This is a genomic window from Saccharothrix stipae (genome assembly GCF_054781895.1).
This window is the reverse complement of record NZ_BAAGTN010000023.1, coordinates 16,605-37,721: the sequence shown is the minus strand read 5'-3', so window position 1 is coordinate 37,721 and position 21,117 is coordinate 16,605. Positions and strand designations below refer to the sequence as shown.

The following is a 21,117-nucleotide window of genomic DNA, read 5'->3' as shown; positions in this document are numbered from 1 at the left end:
CGTCACCGGTGTTCGTAGGCCAGGTTCGTCCCGGTCACCGCACGTTCCGCGGTGATCACCGCGGTGTCGCCGACCAGCAACGCGCGGTCGTCCACCAGCGGCGTGCCGTCCTCGCCCCGGCTGAGCCGGGAGCTCAGCAACGCGGGCGAACCGGGAGCGCGCCGGAGCACCCCGGCCTGCTCGGCGGTCAACGCCACCGCCCGGATCGTCTCGCTCGCCTGCCGCACCGGCTGCCCGGACTCCTCCAGCAGGCGGTAGAGGGACTGGTGGCGCAGGGACTCGGCGCCGACCCGCGCCCCGACCCGCTCCGGCAGGTACGACGTCTGCAACAGCAGCGGGCCGGTGGTCCGGGTGCTGCGCAACCGCTCGACCGCCAGCACCCGACCACCCTCCGCGACGCCCAGCCGCGCGGCCACGTCCGGGGGCGGCACGACGAGCCGCGCGTCCAGCACCTCGGTCTCCAGCTCGATGCCCTGGTCGACCAGGTCCTGCGACAGGCTCCGCAACCCGGTGAGGCCGTAGGAGAAGCCGGGCCGCCGCACGAACGTGCCGACGCCGTGGCGGGTCTCCAGCAGCCCGTCCGCCTCCAACGCCTGGATCGCCTGGCGCACCGTCATCAACGAGACCCCGAACTCGTCGACCAGCTCCCGCTGCGCGGGCAGCGGCGCGTCCGCCGGGTACCGCCCGTCGGCGATCCGGTCGGCCAGCACCCGGTAGATCGCGAGGTACTTGGGCACGCGCGTCTCGTACTCGCGGCCCGTGCGCCGCCCGTCGTCCACCGGTGGGAACTCCCGACTCTCAACCCCCTGCCGAGGGAGGGCGCACCGAGGATAGCGCCCGGCGGAACGCGGCCACCTCGTCCACGACCTCGGCGACCGGCGCGCCGTCGAGCAGCATCCGCAGCAGCACCGAGCCGATCACCACGCCGTCGGCGTCCGCGCAGGCCCGCACCGCGTGCGCGATCGTGGAGATGCCGAACCCGGTCACCACGGGCAGGTCGGTCACGGCCTTGAGCCGCCGGGCGGTCTCACCCGCGGTCGCGGCGAGGTCGGCGCGTTCACCGGTGATCCGCATCGAGCTCATGCAGTACACGAACCCGGACGACGCCCGCGCGATGTCGCGGCACCGGTCGTCACCGCACGCGGGCGCGGCCAGCAGCACCGCGGCGACCTCGGCGTCCGCCGCCCGCGCCAGGTACTCCGCCGACTCCTCCAGCGGCAGGTCCGGCACGATCACGCCGCGCACGCCGACCGACGCCAGGTGGTCCACGAACCCGCCCACGCCGCGTTCGGGCGCCAACGTCATCGCCACGTTCGCGTAGGTCATGACGACCAACGGCACGTCGACGTCCAACCCCGCCAGCTCGTCCAGCAACGGTCTCGGTCGCCCACCGCGACCGGCGGCGAGGGCGGCGGCCCGCTGCACGGTCGGCCCGTCCAGCATCGGGTCGGAGAACGGCAACCCGATCTCGACCGCGTCGGCGCCCGCCTCCGCCAGCCCGCGCACCAGGTCCAGCCAGTCCGGCACGACACCCGCCATCACGTACGGGATGAGCAGCCGACGCCCACCGGCGCGGCGAGCCCGCAGGTGCTGTTCCAACGTGGCCACGGCGACGCTCATCGGAGGTGCTCCCTGATCTGCTCGATGTCCTTGTCACCGCGGCCGGACAACGTGACCAGCACCGTCGTCCCGGCCGCGAGCTCACCGGTCGCGGCGGCGTCGACCACCCACGCCAGGGCGTGCGCGGATTCGAGCGCGGGAAGGATCCCCTCGGTCCTGGTCACCAGCCGCAGCGCCCGCAGGGCCTGGTCGTCGGTGACGCTCGTGTAGTGCACGCGCCCGGTCTCGGCGAGGTGCACGTGTTCCGGGCCGACGCCCGGGTAGTCGAGCCCGGCCGAGATCGAGTGCGCTTCGAGGACCTGGCTGTCGTCGTCCTGGAGGAAGTGCGACATGAACCCGTGCAGCACGCCGAGCTTGCCCTTGTCGACCGCGCTGCCACCGGCCGCCTCCACGCCGACCAGCCGGGCCGGCGTGTCCGCGAACCCGGCGAACGTGCCCGCCGCGTTCGACCCTCCGCCGACGCACGCCACCACCACGTCCGGCACGGCGGCGGGCAGGCGTTCGGCGCACTGGGCGCGGGCTTCGTCGCCGATGACCCGCTGGAACTCGCGCACCATCCACGGGTAGGGGTGCGGGCCCATGGTCGAACCGACGCAGTAGTGCGCGTCCTCGGTCTCGTTCACCCACGCGCGCAGCGCGCCGTTGGTCGCCTCCTTCAACGTGCCGACGCCGTTGGCGGAGGTGACGGGCACGACCTCGGCGCCGAGCAGCTCCATCCGGAAGACGTTCACCTGCTGTCGCCGCACGTCCGTGTGCCCCATGTAGACGGTGCACGCCAGACCGAGCAACGCGGCCGCGGTCGCGGTGGCGACGCCGTGCTGCCCGGCGCCGGTCTCGGCGATGAGCTTGCGCTTGCCCATGCGCCGGGCCAACAACGCCTGACCCAGCACGTTGTTGATCTTGTGTGACCCGGTGTGCGCCAGGTCTTCCCGCTTGAGCAGCACGCGCACGCCCAGCGCCTCGGACAGCCGCGCGCACTCCGTCACCGGCGTGGGCCTGCCCACGTACGTCGCGAGCAGCCGCCGGTACTCCGCGGTGAACGCGGCGTCGGACCACGCCTCGCGGAACGCCGCCTCCACCTCCAGCGCGGCCGGCATGAGCGCCTCGGGCAGGTAACGCCCGCCGAACCTCCCGAACCGGCCGGCCGCGTCGGGTGCGCGCATCACGCCGGCTACCTCTTGAACGGACACTTCTAGAACTCTAGAACTCATCGCTCGACGTGGCAAGTGGGGCTCACTCCGACGGCATCCGCTCCACCAGCCTCCGGGGCGCGGACACCCGGTAGCTCTCGGTCAACAGCTCGGCGACCTCGTCCCAGTCCGTGTCGTCGTCCAGCACCACACCCACGACGTTCGCCGCCCACGCGGGCTTGAAGAACGGGTGGGGCGCGTGGCTCAACGCGTCCAACTCCGGGCCCGCCGACCGGAACGTCAGCACACTGGCCGGTCCCTGCGTCCCCGCCGCCCGCGCGTACGACAACGGCTTGCCGTCCTCGACCTCCAGCACGTGCGCGAACGCGTGCTGCCGAATCCGCCACCGCGTCCCGCGCCACGCCCGTTCCTCCACCACCTCCGGGAACGCCGTGCACACCGCCCGCAGCCGGGACACCACCTCGTCCGGTACCTCCGCCACTTCACTCATCCGCTAAGTATCCGGCGACCCCCCGGGAGGTTGTCGGCGATCACGTCAAGGTCCGCAACCGCGCCGGGGCTCTACCTCGACGGGGCCGGGCGGACCGGGAACGGCGCCGTCACCGGTGCGGGTGGCCGACCGCCGGCTCGGCCGACCCCGATCCGGTCGAGTCGCGCTCCCGCAGTTCGGAGCTCAGCACCACCCGGCGGACCGGGCGGTCGGCGCCCTGGGCCAGGCGGTCGAGCGCGAGTTGCACGGCGGTGCCGCCCACGGCGTACTTGGGCGGGCGCATCGCGGTGAGCGGCGGGTGGGCGAACCTGGCGACCTCGTCGTCGTACGCGACGACGGAGAGGTCGGCGGGTACCCGGATGCCGCGCTCCTCGGCCCGCTGCACCAGCGACACCGCCTCCCGGTCGGAGTGCACGACCAGCGCGGTGGCGCGGTGCTCGACGCACAGGTCCAGCACCCGGTCGACGTCGACCCCCCAGGCGGGCTCGTAGTAGGCGGCCACGAGCACCTCGGGCACCGGGCGCAGCCCCAGCTCCGCCGTCGCCCGGCGCCACCCGTCGCGGACCTGGCCGGACGTGGGGCTGGTCGCGCTGACCGCGAGCCCGATGCCGCGGTGCCCACGGCGGTGCAGGTGGCGGACGGCCAGTTCCGCGCCCGCCGCGTGATCGGTGCGCACCGACTCGACGTGCTCGCGGTACGGGCCGGACACCGCGGAGCGCTCGACCAGGACCACCGGGACGGGCAGGCCGGTCAGCCACGCGACGAGTTCCTCGGCACCGGCGCCGCGGGTGGGCGGTGCGACGAGCAGCGCGTCGACCGCGCCGCTGCCGATCATCCACTCCACCTGGTGCCGCACGTCCTCGACCTGGTAGGACGCGCCGCGCAGGACGAGGCGGGCGCACCGCTCGTGCGCGGCGTCCTGCGCGCCGCGGATGACCTCGGGCCAGTAGTAGTCCAACGACGGCACGACCATCCCGATGGCGGGCGTGGCGTCGGGACCGGATGACGTGGCGACCGGGTCGGCGACGAGCCGGACACCGCCGTGCACGCGCTCCACCAGACCTTCGACGGCGAGGTCGTTCACGTCCCGCCGCACGGTGACCGGGGTGACGCCCATGATCCGGGCGATGTGCGTGATGCGCAGGACGCCCCGGCCCGCCAGGTGCTCCAGCAGCCACTGCCGTCGGGCGGCGGGCAGCATCGCGCCCCGGGCATCCGCAGCCGGTTCGTTCGCCATGACCGCCCCGTCGACTTTGATCGAAACTGATCGTAACAAGCAAACTGTACAGTCTTGCCCTTACTTTGTGTCTGAGATTGACTGTTTCCGACCCCTCCGATGGTGAAACGATCGACGGAAGAAGGCGACGTACGTGGAGCAGCGCTACGCGACCGCGCCGCAGCAGGTCCCGTCCATGAGCACGGACGAGCTGCGGCGGCACTACCTGGTCGAAGACCTGTTCACCGACGACGAGGTCCGTGCGGTGTACAGCCACCACGACCGGGTCGTGCTGGTCGGCGCACTGCCGCGCACCGGCCCCCTGCGCCTGCCGACGTTCCCGGAGATCCGGTCCGAGCACTTCTTCGAGCGCCGTGAGGCCGGGATCGTCAACGTGGGCGGTGCGGGGACGGTGACGGTGGACGGCCGGGAGCACCGGCTCGCACCGACCGCGTGCCTCTACGTCGGCCGGGGCGCGCGGGAGGTGTCGTTCGCGTCCGACGACGCCGCCGCGCCCGCCGCCTTCTACCTGTTCTCCGCGCCCGCGCACACCACCTACCCGACGGTGCTGGTCGAGCCGGGCGACGGCACGGTGCGCGAGCTGGGCGACCCGTTGACGTCGAACCGCCGGACGCTGACCCAGTACATCCACGAGAACGGCGTCCGCAGCTGCCAGGTCGTGATGGGGGTGACGACGCTGCACCCCGGCAGCATGTGGAACACCATGCCCCCGCACACCCACGAACGCCGCATGGAGGTGTACCTCTACTTCGACCTGCCCGAGGACGCCCGGGTCGTGCACCTGCTCGGCGAGCCGAGCGAGACCCGCCACCTGGTCGTGGCCGACCGCCAGGCGGTGATCTCGCCACCGTGGTCCGTGCACAGCGGCGTGGGCACCGCCGCGTACAGCTTCGTCTGGGCCATGGCGGGCGAGAACCAGGCCTTCGACGACATGGACGCGCACCCCGCGGCGACGCTGCGATGAGGCCGGAGGTGGCCGACCTCGTCGACCTGACCGGCAGGACCGCGGCCGTCACCGGGGCGAGTCGGGGCATCGGCCTGGCCGTGGCGCGACTGCTGGCCGCCGCGGGCGCGGACGTGGTGGGCATCAGCGGGTCCATGCCCGAGGGCGACAGCGCCGCGCGGGCGGCGGTCGAGGGGCAGGGCCGCGCGTTCACCCCCGTGCGGACCGACCTCGCCGATCCCGCGCAGGTGGCCGAACTGGGCGCGTCGCTGGCCCGCCGGCAGGTCGACATCCTGGTCAACAACGGCGGCACGATCCGCCGCGCGCCCGCCGCCGAGCACACCGACGCGGACTTCGACCACGTGCTCGCGGTCAACCTGCGTGCCACGTGGACGTTGTCGCGCGACGTCGGCCGCGCGATGCTGGCCCGCGGCTCCGGCCGGATCGTCAACATCGCGTCGATGCTGAGCTTCCAGGGCGGCATCACCGTGCCCGGCTACACCGCGTCGAAGTCGGCCGTGGCGGGCCTGACCAAGGCGCTGGCCAACGAGTGGGCGCACCGCGGGATCAACGTCAACGCCGTCGCGCCCGGCTACGTCACCACCGACAACACCGACGCCCTGCGCGCGGACCCGGACCGCAACCGGTCCATCCTCGAACGGATCCCCGCCGGGCGCTGGGCCCAGCCGGAGGACATCGCCGGCGCCGTGCTGTTCCTGTGCTCGCGCGCGGCCGACTACGTCCACGGCGTCGTGCTGCCGGTGGACGGCGGTTGGCTGGCGCGGTGAGCGCGGTCAGTCCGGCGGTGGGGCCGTCGAGCCGCGCACGCGCAGGGACGGGGTGATCACCACCCGGTGCGTCGGGCGGTCCGGGTCCCGCAACCGGGCCGCCAGCAGCGACACCGCCGCCCGCCCGATGGAGCGGCGCGGCGGGCGCACGGCCGTCAGCGCCGGGGTGAACAACGCCGCCACCTCGTCGTCGTAGGCCACCACCGACAACCCGGACGGCACCCGGATGCCGCGTTGCTCGGCCCGCTGCACGAGCGCCATCGCCTCGGTGTCGGCGTGCACCAGCACGGCCGTGGTGCCGGTGGCCGCCAACCGGTCGAGCACCTCGTCCAGCGCGGTGTCCCACCCCGCCGTGCCGGGCGCCGGGACGGCGGTGTCCACGGTGGACCCCGCGTCCAGGCCGGTCTCGGCGCACGCGTCCAGCCAACCCCGGTGCACGTGCGGTGAGGTGGGGCTGTTCTCGCTGGTCACCACGCCGACCCTGCGGTGCCCCAAGGACACGAGGTGGTGCACGGCCATGGCCGCGCCCAGGGCGTGATCGGACACGACCGACTCCACCACGGTCTGGCGCGCCCCGACGGTCGCGACCCGCTCGACCAGCACGACCGGGGTGTCGATGGTGCTCAGCCACTCGATCGTCGCGGCGGCGGACGGCGCGGTCAGGCTCGGTGCGGCGATCAGCCCGCACACGTCCTCGTGCTCCAGCAGTCGCTCCAGCTGCGGCCGGTCGTCGGCGCTCTCGTAGGACGAACCCCGCAGCATGATCCGCAACCCCCGCGCGCCCGCCTCCTCCTCCGCGCCGCGGACCACCTCCGGCCAGTAGTAGTCCAGCGAGGGGACCAGCATGCCCGCGGCGCCCAGGACCGCCGGTTCCGCCGAGGTGTCGGCGGAACGCTCTCCGGGCGGCGGTGAGGTGGCGCGGAGGGTCGCTCCACCGTGGACCCTGAGCAGCAGGCCCTCGCCGTCGAGGTGGGCGATGTCGCGCCGCAGCGTCACGGGGGTGACGCCCATCTTCTCGCTGAGGTCGGAGATGCGGACCACGCCGTCCCGGTGCAGCGTTTCGAGGATCGACGCGCGCCTCTTGGCGGCGAGGGTGCGGGACTCGGAGTTCACGCCGCTCCCGCCGCGGTGGTGCCGGGCGACGGCGCGCCGGGCGGCGGGACGTCGGGCCGGTTCGGCGGCCCGTCCAGCACCCGTTCCGGGCTGACGGCACCGTTCCCCGTGCGCGCTCTCGTCACCGCACATCCTCCTGTCGTTGACCTCGACCAATTATGAGTCGGCCGCCGGCCGTGCCCCGCGATGACAGGCCGGGACGTGCGGGGCCGAGCCGGACGCCGGCGGGCACGGTGGCGGGTAACAAACGTTCATGTGAGCCTTGACACGATCACTACTGCACGTATTTACTGCTTAACAGGCAAAGCGATCAAAAACGAAAGCAACTGTGCACCGTTGTGATCGAACGTCTTCCGACGACGAAGGACGAGATACATGCCGCCGCAACCCCTGCCGAGGGCTGACGCGCCATCGCCCGTGCGTGCCGGGTGGACCCGCGACCAGTGGGCTCACACGGCCGACGCGATGCTGCGCGCCGTGCGGCCCTTCGCTTCCCCGGGCCGTGCGAGGGTCGCGCTGCCCGGGCCAGTCGGGGGGTACGGGGCCGATGTGGACGGTCTGGAGGGCTTCGCCCGCACGTTCCTGCTCGCCGGGTTCCGGATCGCGGGCGAACGCGGAGCCGACCCGGACAACCTCGCCGAGTTCTACGCCGAGGGCATCGCCGCGGGCACCGACCCGAGGTCACCGGAGCGCTGGGTGCGCCTGGACGAGCACCCGCAGGCCAAGGTCGAAGCCGCCTCGCTGGCGCTCGCCCTGGACCTGACCCGCCCGTGGCTGTGGGACCGCCTCGACCCGGCCGTGCGGGAGCGGGTGGTCGCCTACCTCGCCCCCGCCGTGGGCGACCCGACCTACCCGCGCATCAACTGGGTGTGGTTCCGGCTCGTGGTGCAGGCGTTCCTGCGGTCGGTCGGCGGCCCCTGGTCGGCCACCGACGTCGCCGAGGACCTGGCCACGCACGACGGCTTCCAGCGTGCGGACGGCTGGCTGGCCGACGGCCACGAGCGCGCGTTCGACCACTACGTCGGCTGGGCACTGCACGTCTACCCGCAGCTGTGGGCGCGGATGCCGGGCGCGGCGGGCTTCGCCGAGGACCGCAGGGCGCGCGACACGGCGGCGCTCGACCGCTTCCTGCTCGACGCCGTCCGCCTGGTCGGCGCGGACGGGTCGCCACTGGTGCAGGGCCGCAGCCTGACCTACCGGTTCGCCGCCGCGGCGCCGTTCTGGGCCGGCGCCCTCGCCGAGGTCCCGTCCACGCCGGCGGGAGTCCTGCGCCGCGCCGCGTCGAGCGTCGTGCGCCACTTCGTGGAGCGCGGCGCCCCCGACGAACGCGGCCTGCTGACCCTGGGTTGGCACGGGCCGTGGCCGCGCATCGCGCAGGCCTACTCCGGCCCCGGGTCGCCCTACTGGGCCGTGAAGGGCATGCTCGGGCTCGCCCTGCCCGCCGACCACCCGGTGTGGGCGGCCGAGGAACTGCCGCTGCCGGTCGAACGGGGCGACTACGTCCGGGCGGTCGCGGCTCCGGGCTGGGTGGTGAGCGGCACCGCCGCCGACGGCGTGGTGCGCGTGGTCAACCACGGCACGGACCACGCGGTCCCCGGCGACACCAAGGGTGATTCCCCGCTCTACGCGCGCTTCGGCTACTCCACCGCGACCAGCCCCTTGCTGGACCGGGACAGTTGGACCGACCCGCACGACCAGGCCGTCGTCCTGGTGGACGCCCGCGGCCGGGCATCCCACCGGTCCGGCATGGACGTCGGCGCCACCGCGGTGGTCGACGCCGACGGCACCGAGGTGGGAGTCGGGTCGTCGTCCGGCGTCGTGCGCTGGTTGGAACCCGACGAGACCCAGCAGCACCACGGATCCGGCTGGACCGGCCGCCACCACGACGCCGGGACCGTCGCGGTGCACTCGCTCGTGCGCGGCCCGTGGGAGGTGCGCCTGGTCCGCGTGGACGACGTCGCGCGAGACCGACCACCCACGACGCTGCGGTTGTCCGGCTGGGCCGTGGCGGGCGCGGACGTCGACATCGTCTCCACCGAGACCCCGTGCGTCCGCGCCGCCGACGGCACGCAGTCGACCCTGCGCGTCCTGTTGGGACGAACCACTGACTCGGGCGTGTCCGTGCACCCGGACGCCGGCCCGCTGGGACCGGTCGCCGCGGTCCCGTGGGCGCACTGCCCCGTCGTCCCCGGCGAGTGGTTCGCCGTGCTGCTGGAACTGACCCGCGACACCGGACCCCGGTCCGCCGAGCCCGAGGTCCGGCTCGCGGGCGGCGGATCGACGACCTGGGTCACCACCCGGTGGCCCGACGGCGCGCACACCCGCGTCGCGCTGTCCTGAACACCCGGCCGCCCACCCGGCGCCGCCCCACACCCTCCCGCTCCCTCCCCGTGGCTCGACCAGGAAGTGAAGGACCATGCGACACCGCCGATCCAGGTGGACCGCCATCGCGGCCGCCGTCACCGCCCTCACGCTCACCGCCACCGCCTGCGGCGCCGACGAACCCGCCGGCAGCGGCGGCCCGGTCACCCTGACGATGAGCGCGTGGAGCATGAAGACCACGCCCGAGTTCGCGAAGCTCGCCGAGGCGTTCCAGGCGCAGCACCCGGACGTGAAGGTCGAGTTCAAGGAGTACGACGCCACCAACTACGACACCCAGCTGACCGCGGACCTGGCCGCCGGCAGCGCGCCCGACCTCTACGTGCTGAAGAACCTCAAGAACTTCATCACCTACCAGGCCGGCGACCAGCTCCTGGACGTGTCCGACGTCGCGGGCGGGCTCGGTGACAAGGTCAACGGCCTGGGCAACTACAAGGTGGACGGCACCACGTACGCCGTGCCCTACCGCCAGGACTCCTGGTACCTCTACTACAACAAGGACCTGTTCACGGCGGCAGGCGTCACGCCGCCCGACAAGACCTGGACGTGGGCGGAGTACGAGCAGGCGGTGGCGGCCCTGACGGCCGGCCTGAAGGCCGCCGGTTCGCCGGCCAAGGCCGCCTACCAGCACGTCTGGCAGTCCACCGTGCAGGGCCTGGCGCTGGCGCAGACCTCCGGCGCCGACCTGATCAGCGGTGACTACGGCTACCTGGCGCCCTACTACCGGCGCGCCTTGCAGCAGCAGGAAGCCGGCGCGCAGGTGGACTACGGCACGGCCACCACGAACACCCTCCAGTACCAGGCGCAGTTCGGCACGCAGCAGGCGGCGACCATGCTGATGGGCAGCTGGTACGTCGCGACCCTGATCGCCCAGCAGAAGTCCGGCGACGCGCAGTCGTTCCAGTGGGGCTTCGCCCCGGCGCCGCAGACCGACGCGGCCACCAAGGACAACCCGGTCACCTTCGGCGACCCCACCGGCCTCGGCGTCAACGCCGCCATCGACGAGGGCAAGGTCGCCGCCGCCAAGAAGTTCCTGACCTTCGTCGCGGGCGAGGGCGGCGCCACCGCGCTGGCGTCCATCGGCATCACGCCGGCCACCCTGACCGACCCGGTGACCAAGGCGTACTTCGGCGTCCAGGGCGTGCCGACCGACGAGCTGTCCCGGTTCTCCTTCACCACGCACGACACCCGCGCGGAGAACCCCGTCTCGCCCCACACGGCCGCGCTGCAGAACATCCTCCAGGAGACCCACTCCGCGATCATGTCCAAGAGCACGCCCGTCGACGAGGCCCTCGGCCAGGCGGGCAACCGCGCCCGCACCGAAGTCCTCGAATCCCGGTGACACCCGGCGCGGGCTCGACACCCGAGCCCGCGCCACCCCGAGCACACCACCTACGCAGGAGCACGGAGAGCCGATGAGCACGACGACTGTCGGCGGTCCGCGCGGCCCGGGCAGCACCGGCCGGGGCAGCACCGGTCCGCGCGGCTCCGGTTCGCGCGGTCCGGGTTCGCGCGGCACCGGGGCGGACCGCACGAAGCGGTGGTATAAGGCCCGCCGGTCACTCCAGGGCGTGTCGTTCGTCCTGCCGAACTTCCTCGGCTTCGGCCTGCTCACCCTGGGCCCGGTCGTCGCGCTGTTCTACATCTCGTTCACCAACTGGAACGTCTTCGGCACCGCCAAGTGGATCGGGCTGGACAACTTCACCCGCCTGATCAAGGACGCGAGCTTCCACACCGCGCTGCTCAACACCCTGTACTACTCCGCGTTCCACATCCCGCTCACGCTTGCGCTGTCACTGGGCCTGGCCCTGCTGCTCAACCGGAAGCTGCGCGGGGTGGCGTTCTTCCGCACCGCGGCCTTCTTCCCGTACGTGACCTCGATCGTGGCCATCGCGATCGCGTGGAACCTGCTGTTCAGCCGCGACGCCGGACCGATCAACCAGATCCTGGGCCTGTTCGGGGTGGACGACCCACCCGGCTGGACCGCGTCGTCGGACTGGGCCATGCCCGCCGTGATCGTCGTCGGCGTCTGGCGCGAGATGGGCTACTACATGCTGCTCTTCCTCGCCGGGCTGCAAACCGTGCCACCGGAGCTGCACGAGGCGGCCCGCATCGACGGCGCGGGGGCCTGGCAGCGCTTCCGCAACGTGACCCTGCCGTGCCTGCGGCCCACGACGTTCTTCGTCACGGTGATGCTCACCATCGGCAGCTTCAAGGTCTTCGACCTGATCCTGGTGATGACCAACGGCGGTCCCGGCCAGTCGACGCTGGTGCTGTCCCAGTACATCTACCAGAAGGGCCTGGTGGAGAACCGCTTCGGCTACGCCTCCGCAATCTCCGTCGTGCTGTTCGCGCTCTGCATGGCGGTCACGGTCGTGCAGTTCGCCATCAACCGCAGGAGGAACGCCTGATGGCCGCCCCGCACGCCCTGCCCGACCTCGTCGCACCCGGGCCGGTCGACCGCGGGAAGGGACCCCTCGCGCCGTCGGACCGGCGGCTGCCCGCGCCCGGCAAGGTCCTGGGCTACCTCGTCCTCGGGGTGGCCGCGGCCGCGCTGCTGCTGCCGTTCTTCTGGATGATCTCTTCGTCGCTGAAGACGGACAACACCGTCTTCTCCGTCCCGGTGACCTGGCTGCCGGAGTCACCGCAGTGGGGCAACTACGCCGAGATCTGGCGGATCTCCGACATGCTCGGGTGGCTGAAGAACACGGTCTTCCTCTCGGTGGTCGTCACCGTGCTCCAGCTGTTCACCGGCAGCTTCGCCGCGTACGGGTTCGCCAAGGCCCGCTTCCCGGGGCGCAACCTGCTCTTCGTGCTCTACATCGGCACGATCGCGGTGCCGTGGCAGGCCTACATGATCCCGCAGTTCATCATGATGTCGGAGGTCGGCCTGACCAACACGCTGTGGGCGGTCGTCGCGCTCCAGGCGTTCGGCGCCTTCGGCGTGTTCCTGATGCGCCAGTACTACATGACCATCCCCGACGAGCTGTGCGAGGCCGCCAGGGTGGACGGCCTGAGCGAGTACGGCATCTACTTCCGGATCATGCTGCCGCTCTCGGTGCCCGCCCTCGCCAGCCTGGCGCTGCTCACCTTCGTCACCACCTGGAACGACTACCTCGGGCCGCTGATCTACCTGCGCGACCCGGACCTGTGGACGATCCAGCTGGGGCTCAAGTCGTTCGTCAGCGAGTACAACGCCGAGCACGCGCTGATCATGACCGGCTCGGTGCTGTCCGTGCTGCCCATCGCGGTGGTGTTCCTGCTCGGGCAGAAGTACTTCGTCGAGGGCGTCGCCACGAGCGGGATGAAGGGCTGACGGCCGTGAGGTACGAGACCTACACGCGGGTGTTCACCACCGCCTACGCGCTGCTGGCGACCAGCGCCCTCGTGGTGGGCGCGAGCGCGCCGTTCCTGGCGGTCCTGCTGTTCACGCCACTCGTGGCGACCTGGCCGCTGCTGGTGCTGACCGCGCCGCTGCTCGGCCCGGCCGTCGCCGCGGCCCACGCCGTGTTCCCCGCCACCGCGCAGGACGACAGCGCACCGGTGTTGCGGGGGTTCCTGCGGGCCTGGCGCCGGCACGCTCGCCGCGCCTTCACCGTCACCGGTGCCACGACCGCCGTCCTGGTCGTGCTGGTGGTGGACGTCCACGCGGTCTGGGGGACACCCGTCGGCGCGGTCGTCATCCCGGTCCTGGCCGTGCTCGTCGTGCTCACCGCCGTGACCGCGCTGGTGGCGCTCACCGGTGTGGTCGAGCACCCGGACGTGCCCGTCCGGCGCCTCGCGAAGGCGTGCCTGTTCCTGGCGATCCGCCGACCGCACCTCACCGCGGTGTCCGTGGCGGCGCTGTGGGTGCTGGCGGCGGCGGTCGTGGCCCTGCCCGTCCCGGCGCTCGCGCTGCTGACCGGACCGGCGCTGTACGTCGTCTGGGTGGGCAACCGCGCGACCCTGCGACCCGTCCGCACCGCCCCGGAGCCCGACCCGCGCTCCACCGCCACGCGCTGACCTGCGTCCGTCGTCCCGTCACCGTTCTGAGGGAGAACCATGTCCGCGGAAGCAGACCGCGCCGCACCGATCACCACCGACCCCCTGGCAGCGGCCTGGGACGCCGCGGTCGCGACCGTCCGGCACAACATCGCGGAGTTCACGTCCTGGTACCCGGACGACACGACGACCGCGGGCGTCTACCGGCCGCGCACGCCTCGCGGCGGGCAACCCGAAGGCGCCAACGCCGGGTGGACCACCGGTTTCTGGCCGGGGATGCTGTGGCTGGTCTGGGAGGCCACCCGCGACGACGCCGTGCTGCGGGCCGCGCGACGCGAGGTCGACAGCTTCGAGGCCCGCGTCGTGCGGGGGATCGACCTGGACACCCACGACCTGGGCTTCCTCTACACCCTGTCGTGCGTGACGCCGTGGCGGCTGCTCGGCGACCCGCGCGCCCGCCGTGCCGCGCTGAAGGCCGCCGACCACCTGATGGACCGCTTCCTCGAACCGGCGGGCATCATCCAGGCCTGGGGCGACCTGAGCGACCCCGTGCAACGAGGCCGCACGATCATCGACAGCCTGATGAACCTGCCCCTGCTGTACTGGGCGGCCGAGGTGACCGGTTCCCGGGCTTCCGCCGAAGCCGCGATCCGCCACACCGAGCAGCTGCGGCGGCACATCATCCGGCCCGACGGCACGACGTTCCATACGTTCTACTGGGACCCGGAGACCGGCGAGCCGCTCCGGGGCGCGACCGAGCAGGGACACCAGGACGGGTCCTGCTGGGCACGCGGGCAGGCCTGGGGCATCTACGGCTTCGCCCTGGGTTACCGCCACGTGCGGGAGCCGTCGTTCCTCGACGCCGCCAGGCGCTGCGCCGACTACTTCCTCACCCGCCTGCCGCAGGACCGCGTCGCCTACTGGGACCTGGTGTTCACCGACGGCAGCGGCCAGGACCGCGACTCCTCGGCCGCCGCGATCGCCGTGTGCGGCCTGAACGAACTGGCCGACCACCTGGACGACCAGGACGCCGCCCGGCACTACCGCGCCGAGGCCACCGCCATCCTGACCAGCCTGGCCACCACCTACGCGACGGCCCACGGTGCCGTCCCCGGCCCGCTGCTCCGGCACGGCGTCTACGACAAGCCCAAGAACGTCGGCGTGGACGAGGGCAACCTGTGGGGCGACTACTTCTACCTGGAAGCCCTGTCCCGCCACGTGCGGCCCGAGTGGCGCAGCTACTGGTGAGCCGCGCGAACGGCGGGGTAACGGTGGTCGTGGTGCCGGCGAAGGGTTGAATACGGGTCGTCGGGGATCCTGCCGATAGGGGTGGAACGTGGTCGTGCGGCGCAGTCGGCGGTGGGTGTGGGCGGGTCGTGTCGTCTTCGGTCTGATCGTGGCCGGGTTGGCGGTGTACCTGTTCAAGGTCGGTCTGGACGACGCCGACAAGCTGGGCAGCAGCATCGGTGGCGTGGCGGCCGTGGCGGCGTTGCTCGCGCCGTACCTGCTGCCCCGGCGGGAGGAGGACGCGGTGCCGGATGAGGTCGTGGTAGAGGACTCCGGCGACGCCGACGCGACGGGCGGCGGTGAGGCGAACACCGGAGTCGAGACCGTCGACGGCGACCCGGGCACCGTGCGGGTCACCCGATCGGGGAACGCGGTCGCCGACGGGCCGGGTTCGGTGGCCAACACCGGTGTCCGGCGACGTCCCCGGACGTGACCGCCGGATTACCCCCGTCCGGCGTGCCGAAGGACGCGGTGGAGGTCCACGAGTCGGGTGGGGCGACGGCCGACCGGGGTGGTGTGGCGAACTCCGGCGTGATGGGCGACGTGCGCGTCGAGCACCACCACCACCCCGCCGTGGTGCCCGTGTGGCCGGTGGTGGTGGGGCAACCCCCGCCGTTGGCCTCGGCGTTCCAACCCCGTGAGGACGTGCGCGAGCAGGTGCTGGCCGCACGCCGCCGGGGCGAGGACGTGGTCCTCGCGCAGGACGACGTGGACCGGCGGGCCGCGATGGGGACGCGGGTGCTCGCCGGCGGGGGAGGGGTCGGCAAGTCCCAGCTGGCGGCGTGGTTCGCGCGGGAGGCGGTGACGGCCGGCACGGACCTGGTGGTGTGGGTCAACGCCGCCGGCCCGGAGCAGGTGATCACCGCCTACGCCAGGGCGGCGGCACGGGTGGGTGTGCCCGGAGCCGATGGCGCCAACCCGGACGCGGACGCCGCCGCGTTGGTGGACTGGCTGCACACCACCGATCGCACCTGGCTGGTCGTGCTGGACGACGTGACCGACCCCGCCCACCTGGCGGGCCGGTGGCCACCGCACCGTCCGAGCGGGTGGACGCTGGCCACCACCCGACTGCGCGAGTCCGCGCTGACCGGTTCGGGCCGGCAACGCGTCGACGTCGACACCTTTACTCCGGACGAGTCATTGCGCTACCTGCACGACCGGCTCACCGACGCCGGTGGCGGCCACCTGCTCGACGGCGACGCCCCGGCGTTGGCCGCCGCCCTGGGCCACCTACCCCTGGCGCTGTCCCACGCCGCCGCCTACATGCTGGATGAGGACGAGGCGTGCGGGGCGTACCTCGCCCGCTACACCGCCGGGGACCAACGGCTGGACGACCTGATGCCCGCCGGCGTCGACCCGGACGCCTACGGCAGACCGGTGGCCGTCGCCCTCTTGCTCGCCCTCGAAGCCGCCGACACGAGGCCGCCCGCCGGACTGGCTCGTCCCGCCCTGGCGTTGGCCGCGTACTGCGATCCGGACGGACATCCGGAGGCTTTCTGGGCCACCGAGGCGGTCACCGACTACCTGACCGCTCACATGGGCAACCCGGTCACCCCCGAACAGGCCCGCAAAGCCGTGCGCACCCTTCACCGCTACGGCCTCATCACCCACACCCCCGGCGACGGCCCCCGCGCCGTTCGCATCCACGCCCTCACCGCCCGCGCCGCCCGCGAAACCGTCACCACCGACCCCGCCACCACCGCGTGGGCCGCCGCCGACGCACTCCTGCAACTGTGGCCGGACAACGTATACAACACCACCGACCTCCTCACCGCCCTCCTTGCCAACACCACCACCCTTACCGCCATCGCAGGCGACCGCCTCTGGCGTCCCGATATCCACCTATTACTGGACAGGGCGGGCACCAGCCTGCTTCGTGCTCAACTACACGCCCCCGCCCTCACCTACTGGCACCACACCACCGCACAGGCCCAACGCCTTCTTGGCGAGGAACACCGGGACACGCTCACCACGCGATCCAACCTGGCCCTCGCCTACCGGCAGGCCGGTCGCACCAGTGAAGCCATCGCCATCGAGGAGCGTGTGATCGCCGAATCGGCGCGCCTGTTGGGTGAGGACCACGAGGACACGCTCATCTCGCGGGGAAACCTGGCCGTCTCTTACTGGCAGGCCGGTCGCACGAGTGAGGCCATCGACCTGCTGGAGCGCCTAGTCGCCGACCGGATACGTCTGTCGGGTGAGGACCACCCGGGTACGCTCACCTCACGGGGGAACCTGGCCAACTCCTATTGGCAGGCCGGTCGCACCAGTGAAGCCATCGCCATCGAAGAGCGTGTGGTCGCCGATTCGGTACGTCTGTTGGGTGCCGAACACCCGGACACGCTCACCGCGCGGACCAACCTGGCCGTCTCCTATTGGGAGGTCGGTCGCACCAGTGAAGCTATCGCCATCGAGGAGCGTGTGGTCGCCGACTCGTTACGCCTGTTGGGCGCTGCACACCCGCACACGCTGGCCGTGATCGAGGTCTTGGAGACGTGGCGGGCGGAAAGCTAGAACGCCAACGGCCGCGCGCCGACGTGCGGTCAGGTGCGGCGCAGGTGGGCGGTCAGTTCGTCGGCGGCGCCGGCGGTCAGTTCGGGGAAGTGGGTGCCGAATGCGCCTACCAGGCGGTACCAGTTGAAGTGGTTGTCCGGGTGCAGGAGGCGTGCGACCAGGGGAGTGGCCTGGTCGACCTGGTTCCGGTGCAGCAGGGTGACCGCGATGGCCAGCTCCATCTCCGCCCGTTCTTCCCGATCGTCGGTGTTCTCCACCAGTCGTAGCGCGCCGTCGAGGTCGTCCGTCCTCGTCATGGCCGCCGCGAGGGGGTACCCGAAGTCGCCCGGGATCGGGCCGGTGACGTCGCCCAGGTCGGATCGCACGCGGGCGAGTACCTGGTCGACGACTTCCGGCAGGTCGTGCGGGTCGCGGTTGGCGAAGAGGTTGCGGGCGATGTCGGCCACGGACGCGGTCGGCACCCCGTCGCCCCCGACGCGCAGCAGCTCCCGGAGTTCCTCGACGATCTGCTCTGCCCGTTCGACGTCGCCGACCGCGATCAACGGTCCGATCAGCTCCGCCCGGAGGTTCGGCTCGTCCCGATGACGCATCTCCAGGACCTGGAGCATGGTCCGCGCCAAGACGGTCTGCCCGGTCTCCACCAGCGCCGCGCAGACCTCCTGCCACGCGCGGGAACGGAAACGGGCCAGCACCACTTGCACCGCCCGCTCCGGATCACGCGCGTGCACCAGGGCTACACCGATCGCTTCGAGTTCGCCGTGGGCGCCACCGAGGTCGTGGTCCACCAGGTGCTCGGCTTGGTCGAGGAGGTGCCACGCCTGCTCGACGTCCCCCCATCGGGTCGCGGCCTCCGCGGCCCACGCCAGGACCAGCGCCCGGGTGCCCGGGTAGTCGACCTCGTCGGCGAGCGCGGTGAACCGGCCGGTGACGTCCGGGCCGGTCGGTCGCTGAACGTGCAGCAACCGCGCCCGGTCCACCGGATCGGTGACGTGAGCGGCGAGGTGACCCGCGCGTTCGAGATCACCGAGTTCGTACGACTTGACCGCCGTGCCCACCAGCGCCGAGGTCAGGATCTCCGACGGTCCCCGGCTCCGCAGCGCCACCTCGGCATCCTCCACCAGGCGGCGGGCCCGGCCGACCTCGCCGCCCCGGATGAGGGCCGCGCCGACTGCCGTCAGGGCCTGCGCCCGGTAGCCGGCTTGGTCGACCCCGTAGGCGAACTCCTCGGCCTCGTCCCACCGGCCCGCGGCGCACAGGACTTCCGCCATCTGATGCGCCACGGCGCCCGCCCTGGTGTCGCGGCGCAACTCCTCGACGACGGCCACCGCCGTTTCGTGGTGGCCGTGCTCCGCCAAGACTACGGCGGCGGCCGCCAACGTCGCGGTCGAATCCGTGTCGACCCCCACCTCCAGCGATGGTCGGCCGAGCCGTGCGACCTCCACCGCCTCTCGTGGTCGGCCGTGCCGGGCGTAGCCGAGCACGAGGTGCCGCACGACTCCGCCGAACATGAACGCCCCGGCGACGCGGTCGGCGACACGCCGGGCCGTGCGCAGGTGCCCGAGGGCCGCGAGGACCTCTGCCGCCTGCATCGCGGTCCAGACGTTGTCGTCGGCGTCCCGTGCGTACGTGAGGGCGGTACGGCGGGCGAACCAGCGGGCGCGCCACCCCGCGCCACCGGGGAAGCGGACCAACTCCTGCGCGACGAACAGCTTGGTCACGACGCTCAACGGGCGTGCCTCGGCGATCGCCTTGGCCGCCAGCGCGCGTCCGAGCCCGTGGTCCCCCGCCCGTCGTGCGATCGAGGAGTGCCGGGCGTACGTCTCCGCCTTCTCCACGGGCAGGTCCACCGAGTCCGTCGCGGCCTGGTCGGCCAACGCGAGTGCGCGCTCCGACTCACCGCGGGCGATCATCTGGTCGGCCGCGTTCAGCAGCGCGTGCGCCCGCCACGAGGGATGGTCCAGCTCCCGACCGACCGCCTCGGCCCAGGTCGGCTCGCCTGCCATGACCAGTACCTCGACGACCGTCGCCAGCATGCTCCGGCGCTCCATGTGCAAGGACTCCGACTGCACGGCCGCCAGTGCGTGCCGCACCGCCTCGGCGGCCACATCGCGGTGGCCCGCCGCGAACAGCGCCTCGGCGACCCGCACCAACGCCTTGAACGGCTGCCACACCGACCTGGCCAGGGTCAGGGCCCGGGCGGCGCTGCCCAGCGACACCCACAGCGCGGGCAGCTCGTCGGGCACACCGGCGCTGTGGCCGGAGAGGATCTCGTGCCGCACGGCCAGCCTGGCCAGGGCACCCAGGTCGGGCCGCTCCCGGGCGGCGACGGCTTCGCTCAGGGTGCGGATCTCGTCCAGCGCGTGCGCGTCACCGCCGGACAGGTCCAGCATCCGTTCCTGGCGGTCGGGGTCGGTGCACAGCGCCAGCGCGCGATCGAACTCGCCGATGGCCACCAGCATCGCGTGGTAGCCGCCCAGCAGGTACTCCGGCGTGTCGGCCGGCCAGCCGCGCTCGCGGTAGGCGTCGGCCCAGGCGTGCAGGCGCCGGCGGTAGTCGACGATCCGCCCGCCCAGGTGGTCGACCACGGCCACCTGGAGTTCCTCGTGACCGAGCAGGTACACGTCCGGCAACGTCCCCGGCCGGAAGTGGCTGCCGCGCCGGGTGAAGCTCCGCCCGGCGACGGTCCGCAGCTGCTCTTCCACCTCCGACCGGCTCAGCCCGGTCAACCCGGCCAGGTCGTCACCGGTCAGGCCACCACCCGAAGCGGCGAGCAGCCCGAGCAGGTCCGACCCGACGGCCGAGCCGTGCAGCAGCCGCGCGACCTCGCGTTCCATGCTGTCCCGCACGACCCGCGCCGCCGCCGAGGGTGCCAGGAGGCGCACGACCGTGGAATCCCGCAACGGGTGGTGCTCCGGCACGTCGCCCGGCAGGGGCGGGTTCGGCCGTCCCGACACCACGACCCGCATCCCGGCCGGGGGAGCGACGGGCAGCAACGCCGCGATGCTCCGGTCCTCACCGGCTCCCGCCACCACCGCCGAGTCCTCGTCCAGACCGTCGACCACCAGCACCAGCGTCTCCCCGCGGCCGGCGAAGGCGTGCGCGGCGGTGTCCAGCAGGCCGAGCAGGCGGGTCTCCCGCGCGGTGTCCGCGGCGGGCTCCGGCACCGTGAGCAGACCGGTGAGCTGCTCCAGGACGTGGTCGACGAACGCGGCCCTTGTGTTCTGGCCGGCCAACCGCGCCGTCACGAAGAACGACACCACGCGCACCCCGGCAGGCGGGTTGAGCGCGAACCACGCCAGCAACGCGGTCTTGCCCGACCACGCGGGCGCCTGCCACCACCGGTACGCATCGCCCTCGCCGGTGCAGAACGCCGCCAGCTCGGCCAGTTCGCGCTCGCGCTCCACCAGCTCGGCGGGCGCTATCCGCCGCACCTGGTGCAGGTAACCGCTGCGGACCGGGCGACCCGGCCACACGTGCACGTCCCCGATGTGCACACCGCTGTTGGCGTACCCGCCCGGCCCGGCGATCGCATCACCGCTGCCGGTCACCTCGATGCGGCGATCACCCCTCATCCGACGGGCCCGATCACCGCGCCGCGCCGATCCGCGTCCCCG

18 protein-coding genes are annotated in these 21,117 nt (G+C 72.7%); 10 read left to right on the top strand and 8 right to left on the bottom strand.

The genetic code is table 11. The features are described from left to right. Positions 1-2 precede the first annotated feature (2 nt). From ACYVLT_RS36175 to ACYVLT_RS36155, 5 genes are all read right to left on the bottom strand, one after another. Complete coding sequence (locus ACYVLT_RS36175) at positions 3-779, bottom strand: GntR family transcriptional regulator (protein WP_461124671.1); 777 nt, start codon at positions 777-779, stop codon at positions 3-5. Positions 780-798: 19 nt separating this feature from the next. Then, positions 799-1,620 (bottom strand): tryptophan synthase subunit alpha, encoded by an 822-nt coding sequence (trpA, locus tag ACYVLT_RS36170; protein WP_461124670.1) that lies wholly within the window; start codon positions 1,618-1,620, stop codon positions 799-801. After that, positions 1,617-2,783 carry a tryptophan synthase subunit beta gene (gene trpB / locus ACYVLT_RS36165; RefSeq protein ID WP_461124686.1) on the bottom strand — a complete coding sequence of 389 codons (1,167 nt, stop codon included), beginning with the start codon at positions 2,781-2,783 and terminating at the stop codon, positions 1,617-1,619. Before trpB ends, trpA begins: the two co-directional genes overlap by 4 nt. 70 nt (positions 2,784-2,853) lie before the next feature. Next, positions 2,854-3,261, bottom strand: a complete 408-nt coding sequence (locus ACYVLT_RS36160; protein WP_461124669.1) for an MmcQ/YjbR family DNA-binding protein — start codon at positions 3,259-3,261, stop codon at positions 2,854-2,856. A gap of 109 nt (positions 3,262-3,370) precedes the next feature. After that, a complete protein-coding gene (locus tag ACYVLT_RS36155; protein WP_461124668.1) occupies positions 3,371-4,498 on the bottom strand; it encodes a LacI family DNA-binding transcriptional regulator in 1,128 nt (375 codons plus the stop codon). A gap of 133 nt (positions 4,499-4,631) precedes the next feature. Here ACYVLT_RS36155 and kduI point away from each other — a divergent pair, with 133 nt between their 5' ends. Further along, the gene (gene kduI / locus ACYVLT_RS36150) at positions 4,632-5,462 is read left to right on the top strand and encodes a 5-dehydro-4-deoxy-D-glucuronate isomerase (protein ID WP_461124667.1); all 831 of its coding nucleotides are present in this window, start codon (positions 4,632-4,634) and stop codon (positions 5,460-5,462) included. Beyond that, complete coding sequence (locus ACYVLT_RS36145) at positions 5,459-6,229, top strand: SDR family oxidoreductase (RefSeq protein ID WP_461124666.1); 771 nt, start codon at positions 5,459-5,461, stop codon at positions 6,227-6,229. The genes kduI and ACYVLT_RS36145 overlap by 4 nt, the downstream gene beginning before the upstream one ends. 6 nt (positions 6,230-6,235) lie before the next feature. On the opposite strand, the gene ACYVLT_RS36140 is transcribed toward ACYVLT_RS36145, so the two are convergent. Next, the gene (locus tag ACYVLT_RS36140) at positions 6,236-7,342 is read right to left on the bottom strand and encodes a LacI family DNA-binding transcriptional regulator (RefSeq protein WP_461124665.1); all 1,107 of its coding nucleotides are present in this window, start codon (positions 7,340-7,342) and stop codon (positions 6,236-6,238) included. Further along, on the bottom strand, positions 7,339-7,467 hold the full coding sequence (locus ACYVLT_RS36135) for a hypothetical protein (protein WP_461124664.1): 129 nt from the start codon (positions 7,465-7,467) through the stop codon (positions 7,339-7,341). The genes ACYVLT_RS36140 and ACYVLT_RS36135 overlap by 4 nt, the downstream gene beginning before the upstream one ends. 250 nt (positions 7,468-7,717) lie before the next feature. Here ACYVLT_RS36135 and ACYVLT_RS36130 point away from each other — a divergent pair, with 250 nt between their 5' ends. The 8 genes from ACYVLT_RS36130 to ACYVLT_RS36095 all read left to right on the top strand — a co-directional run bounded on the left by ACYVLT_RS36130 (position 7,718) and on the right by ACYVLT_RS36095 (position 17,503). Next, positions 7,718-9,682: a DUF2264 domain-containing protein gene (locus ACYVLT_RS36130; protein ID WP_461124663.1), complete on the top strand. Its 1,965-nt coding sequence runs from the start codon at positions 7,718-7,720 to the stop codon at positions 9,680-9,682. Between the two features lie 76 nt (positions 9,683-9,758). Further along, entirely contained in the window at positions 9,759-11,063 is a 1,305-nt protein-coding gene (locus ACYVLT_RS36125; RefSeq protein WP_461124662.1) for an ABC transporter substrate-binding protein, read from the top strand. 73 nt (positions 11,064-11,136) lie between these two features. Further along, entirely contained in the window at positions 11,137-12,132 is a 996-nt protein-coding gene (locus ACYVLT_RS36120; RefSeq protein ID WP_461124661.1) for a carbohydrate ABC transporter permease, read from the top strand. Further along, on the top strand, positions 12,132-13,037 hold the full coding sequence (locus tag ACYVLT_RS36115) for a carbohydrate ABC transporter permease (RefSeq protein ID WP_461124660.1): 906 nt from the start codon (positions 12,132-12,134) through the stop codon (positions 13,035-13,037). The genes ACYVLT_RS36120 and ACYVLT_RS36115 overlap by 1 nt, the downstream gene beginning before the upstream one ends. 5 nt (positions 13,038-13,042) lie before the next feature. Next, entirely contained in the window at positions 13,043-13,723 is a 681-nt protein-coding gene (locus tag ACYVLT_RS36110) for a DUF624 domain-containing protein (protein WP_461124659.1), read from the top strand. 39 nt (positions 13,724-13,762) lie between these two features. Continuing rightward, entirely contained in the window at positions 13,763-14,950 is a 1,188-nt protein-coding gene (locus ACYVLT_RS36105; RefSeq protein ID WP_461124658.1) for a glycoside hydrolase family 88 protein, read from the top strand. A gap of 94 nt (positions 14,951-15,044) precedes the next feature. Further along, complete coding sequence (locus ACYVLT_RS36100) at positions 15,045-15,422, top strand: hypothetical protein (RefSeq protein ID WP_461124657.1); 378 nt, start codon at positions 15,045-15,047, stop codon at positions 15,420-15,422. Further along, positions 15,419-17,503, top strand: a complete 2,085-nt coding sequence (locus ACYVLT_RS36095) for a tetratricopeptide repeat protein (protein ID WP_461124656.1) — start codon at positions 15,419-15,421, stop codon at positions 17,501-17,503. The genes ACYVLT_RS36100 and ACYVLT_RS36095 overlap by 4 nt, the downstream gene beginning before the upstream one ends. Before the next feature lie 29 nt (positions 17,504-17,532). On the opposite strand, the gene ACYVLT_RS36090 is transcribed toward ACYVLT_RS36095, so the two are convergent. After that, positions 17,533-21,075, bottom strand: a complete 3,543-nt coding sequence (locus ACYVLT_RS36090; protein WP_461124655.1) for a hypothetical protein — start codon at positions 21,073-21,075, stop codon at positions 17,533-17,535. Positions 21,076-21,117 lie beyond the last annotated feature (42 nt).

Coding starts and splice junctions, on each gene's coding strand:
- ACYVLT_RS36115 (WP_461124660.1), top strand. CDS start 12,132: ATGGCCGCCCCGCACGCCCTGCCCGACCTCGTCGCACCCGGGCCGGTC.
- ACYVLT_RS36125 (WP_461124662.1), top strand. CDS start 9,759: ATGCGACACCGCCGATCCAGGTGGACCGCCATCGCGGCCGCCGTCACC.
- ACYVLT_RS36120 (WP_461124661.1), top strand. CDS start 11,137: ATGAGCACGACGACTGTCGGCGGTCCGCGCGGCCCGGGCAGCACCGGC.
- ACYVLT_RS36130 (WP_461124663.1), top strand. CDS start 7,718: ATGCCGCCGCAACCCCTGCCGAGGGCTGACGCGCCATCGCCCGTGCGT.
- ACYVLT_RS36160 (WP_461124669.1), bottom strand. CDS start 3,261: ATGAGTGAAGTGGCGGAGGTACCGGACGAGGTGGTGTCCCGGCTGCGG.
- ACYVLT_RS36090 (WP_461124655.1), bottom strand. CDS start 21,075: ATGAGGGGTGATCGCCGCATCGAGGTGACCGGCAGCGGTGATGCGATC.
- trpB (WP_461124686.1), bottom strand. CDS start 2,783: ATGCGCGCACCCGACGCGGCCGGCCGGTTCGGGAGGTTCGGCGGGCGT.
- ACYVLT_RS36155 (WP_461124668.1), bottom strand. CDS start 4,498: ATGGCGAACGAACCGGCTGCGGATGCCCGGGGCGCGATGCTGCCCGCC.
- ACYVLT_RS36105 (WP_461124658.1), top strand. CDS start 13,763: ATGTCCGCGGAAGCAGACCGCGCCGCACCGATCACCACCGACCCCCTG.
- ACYVLT_RS36145 (WP_461124666.1), top strand. CDS start 5,459: ATGAGGCCGGAGGTGGCCGACCTCGTCGACCTGACCGGCAGGACCGCG.
- trpA (WP_461124670.1), bottom strand. CDS start 1,620: ATGAGCGTCGCCGTGGCCACGTTGGAACAGCACCTGCGGGCTCGCCGC.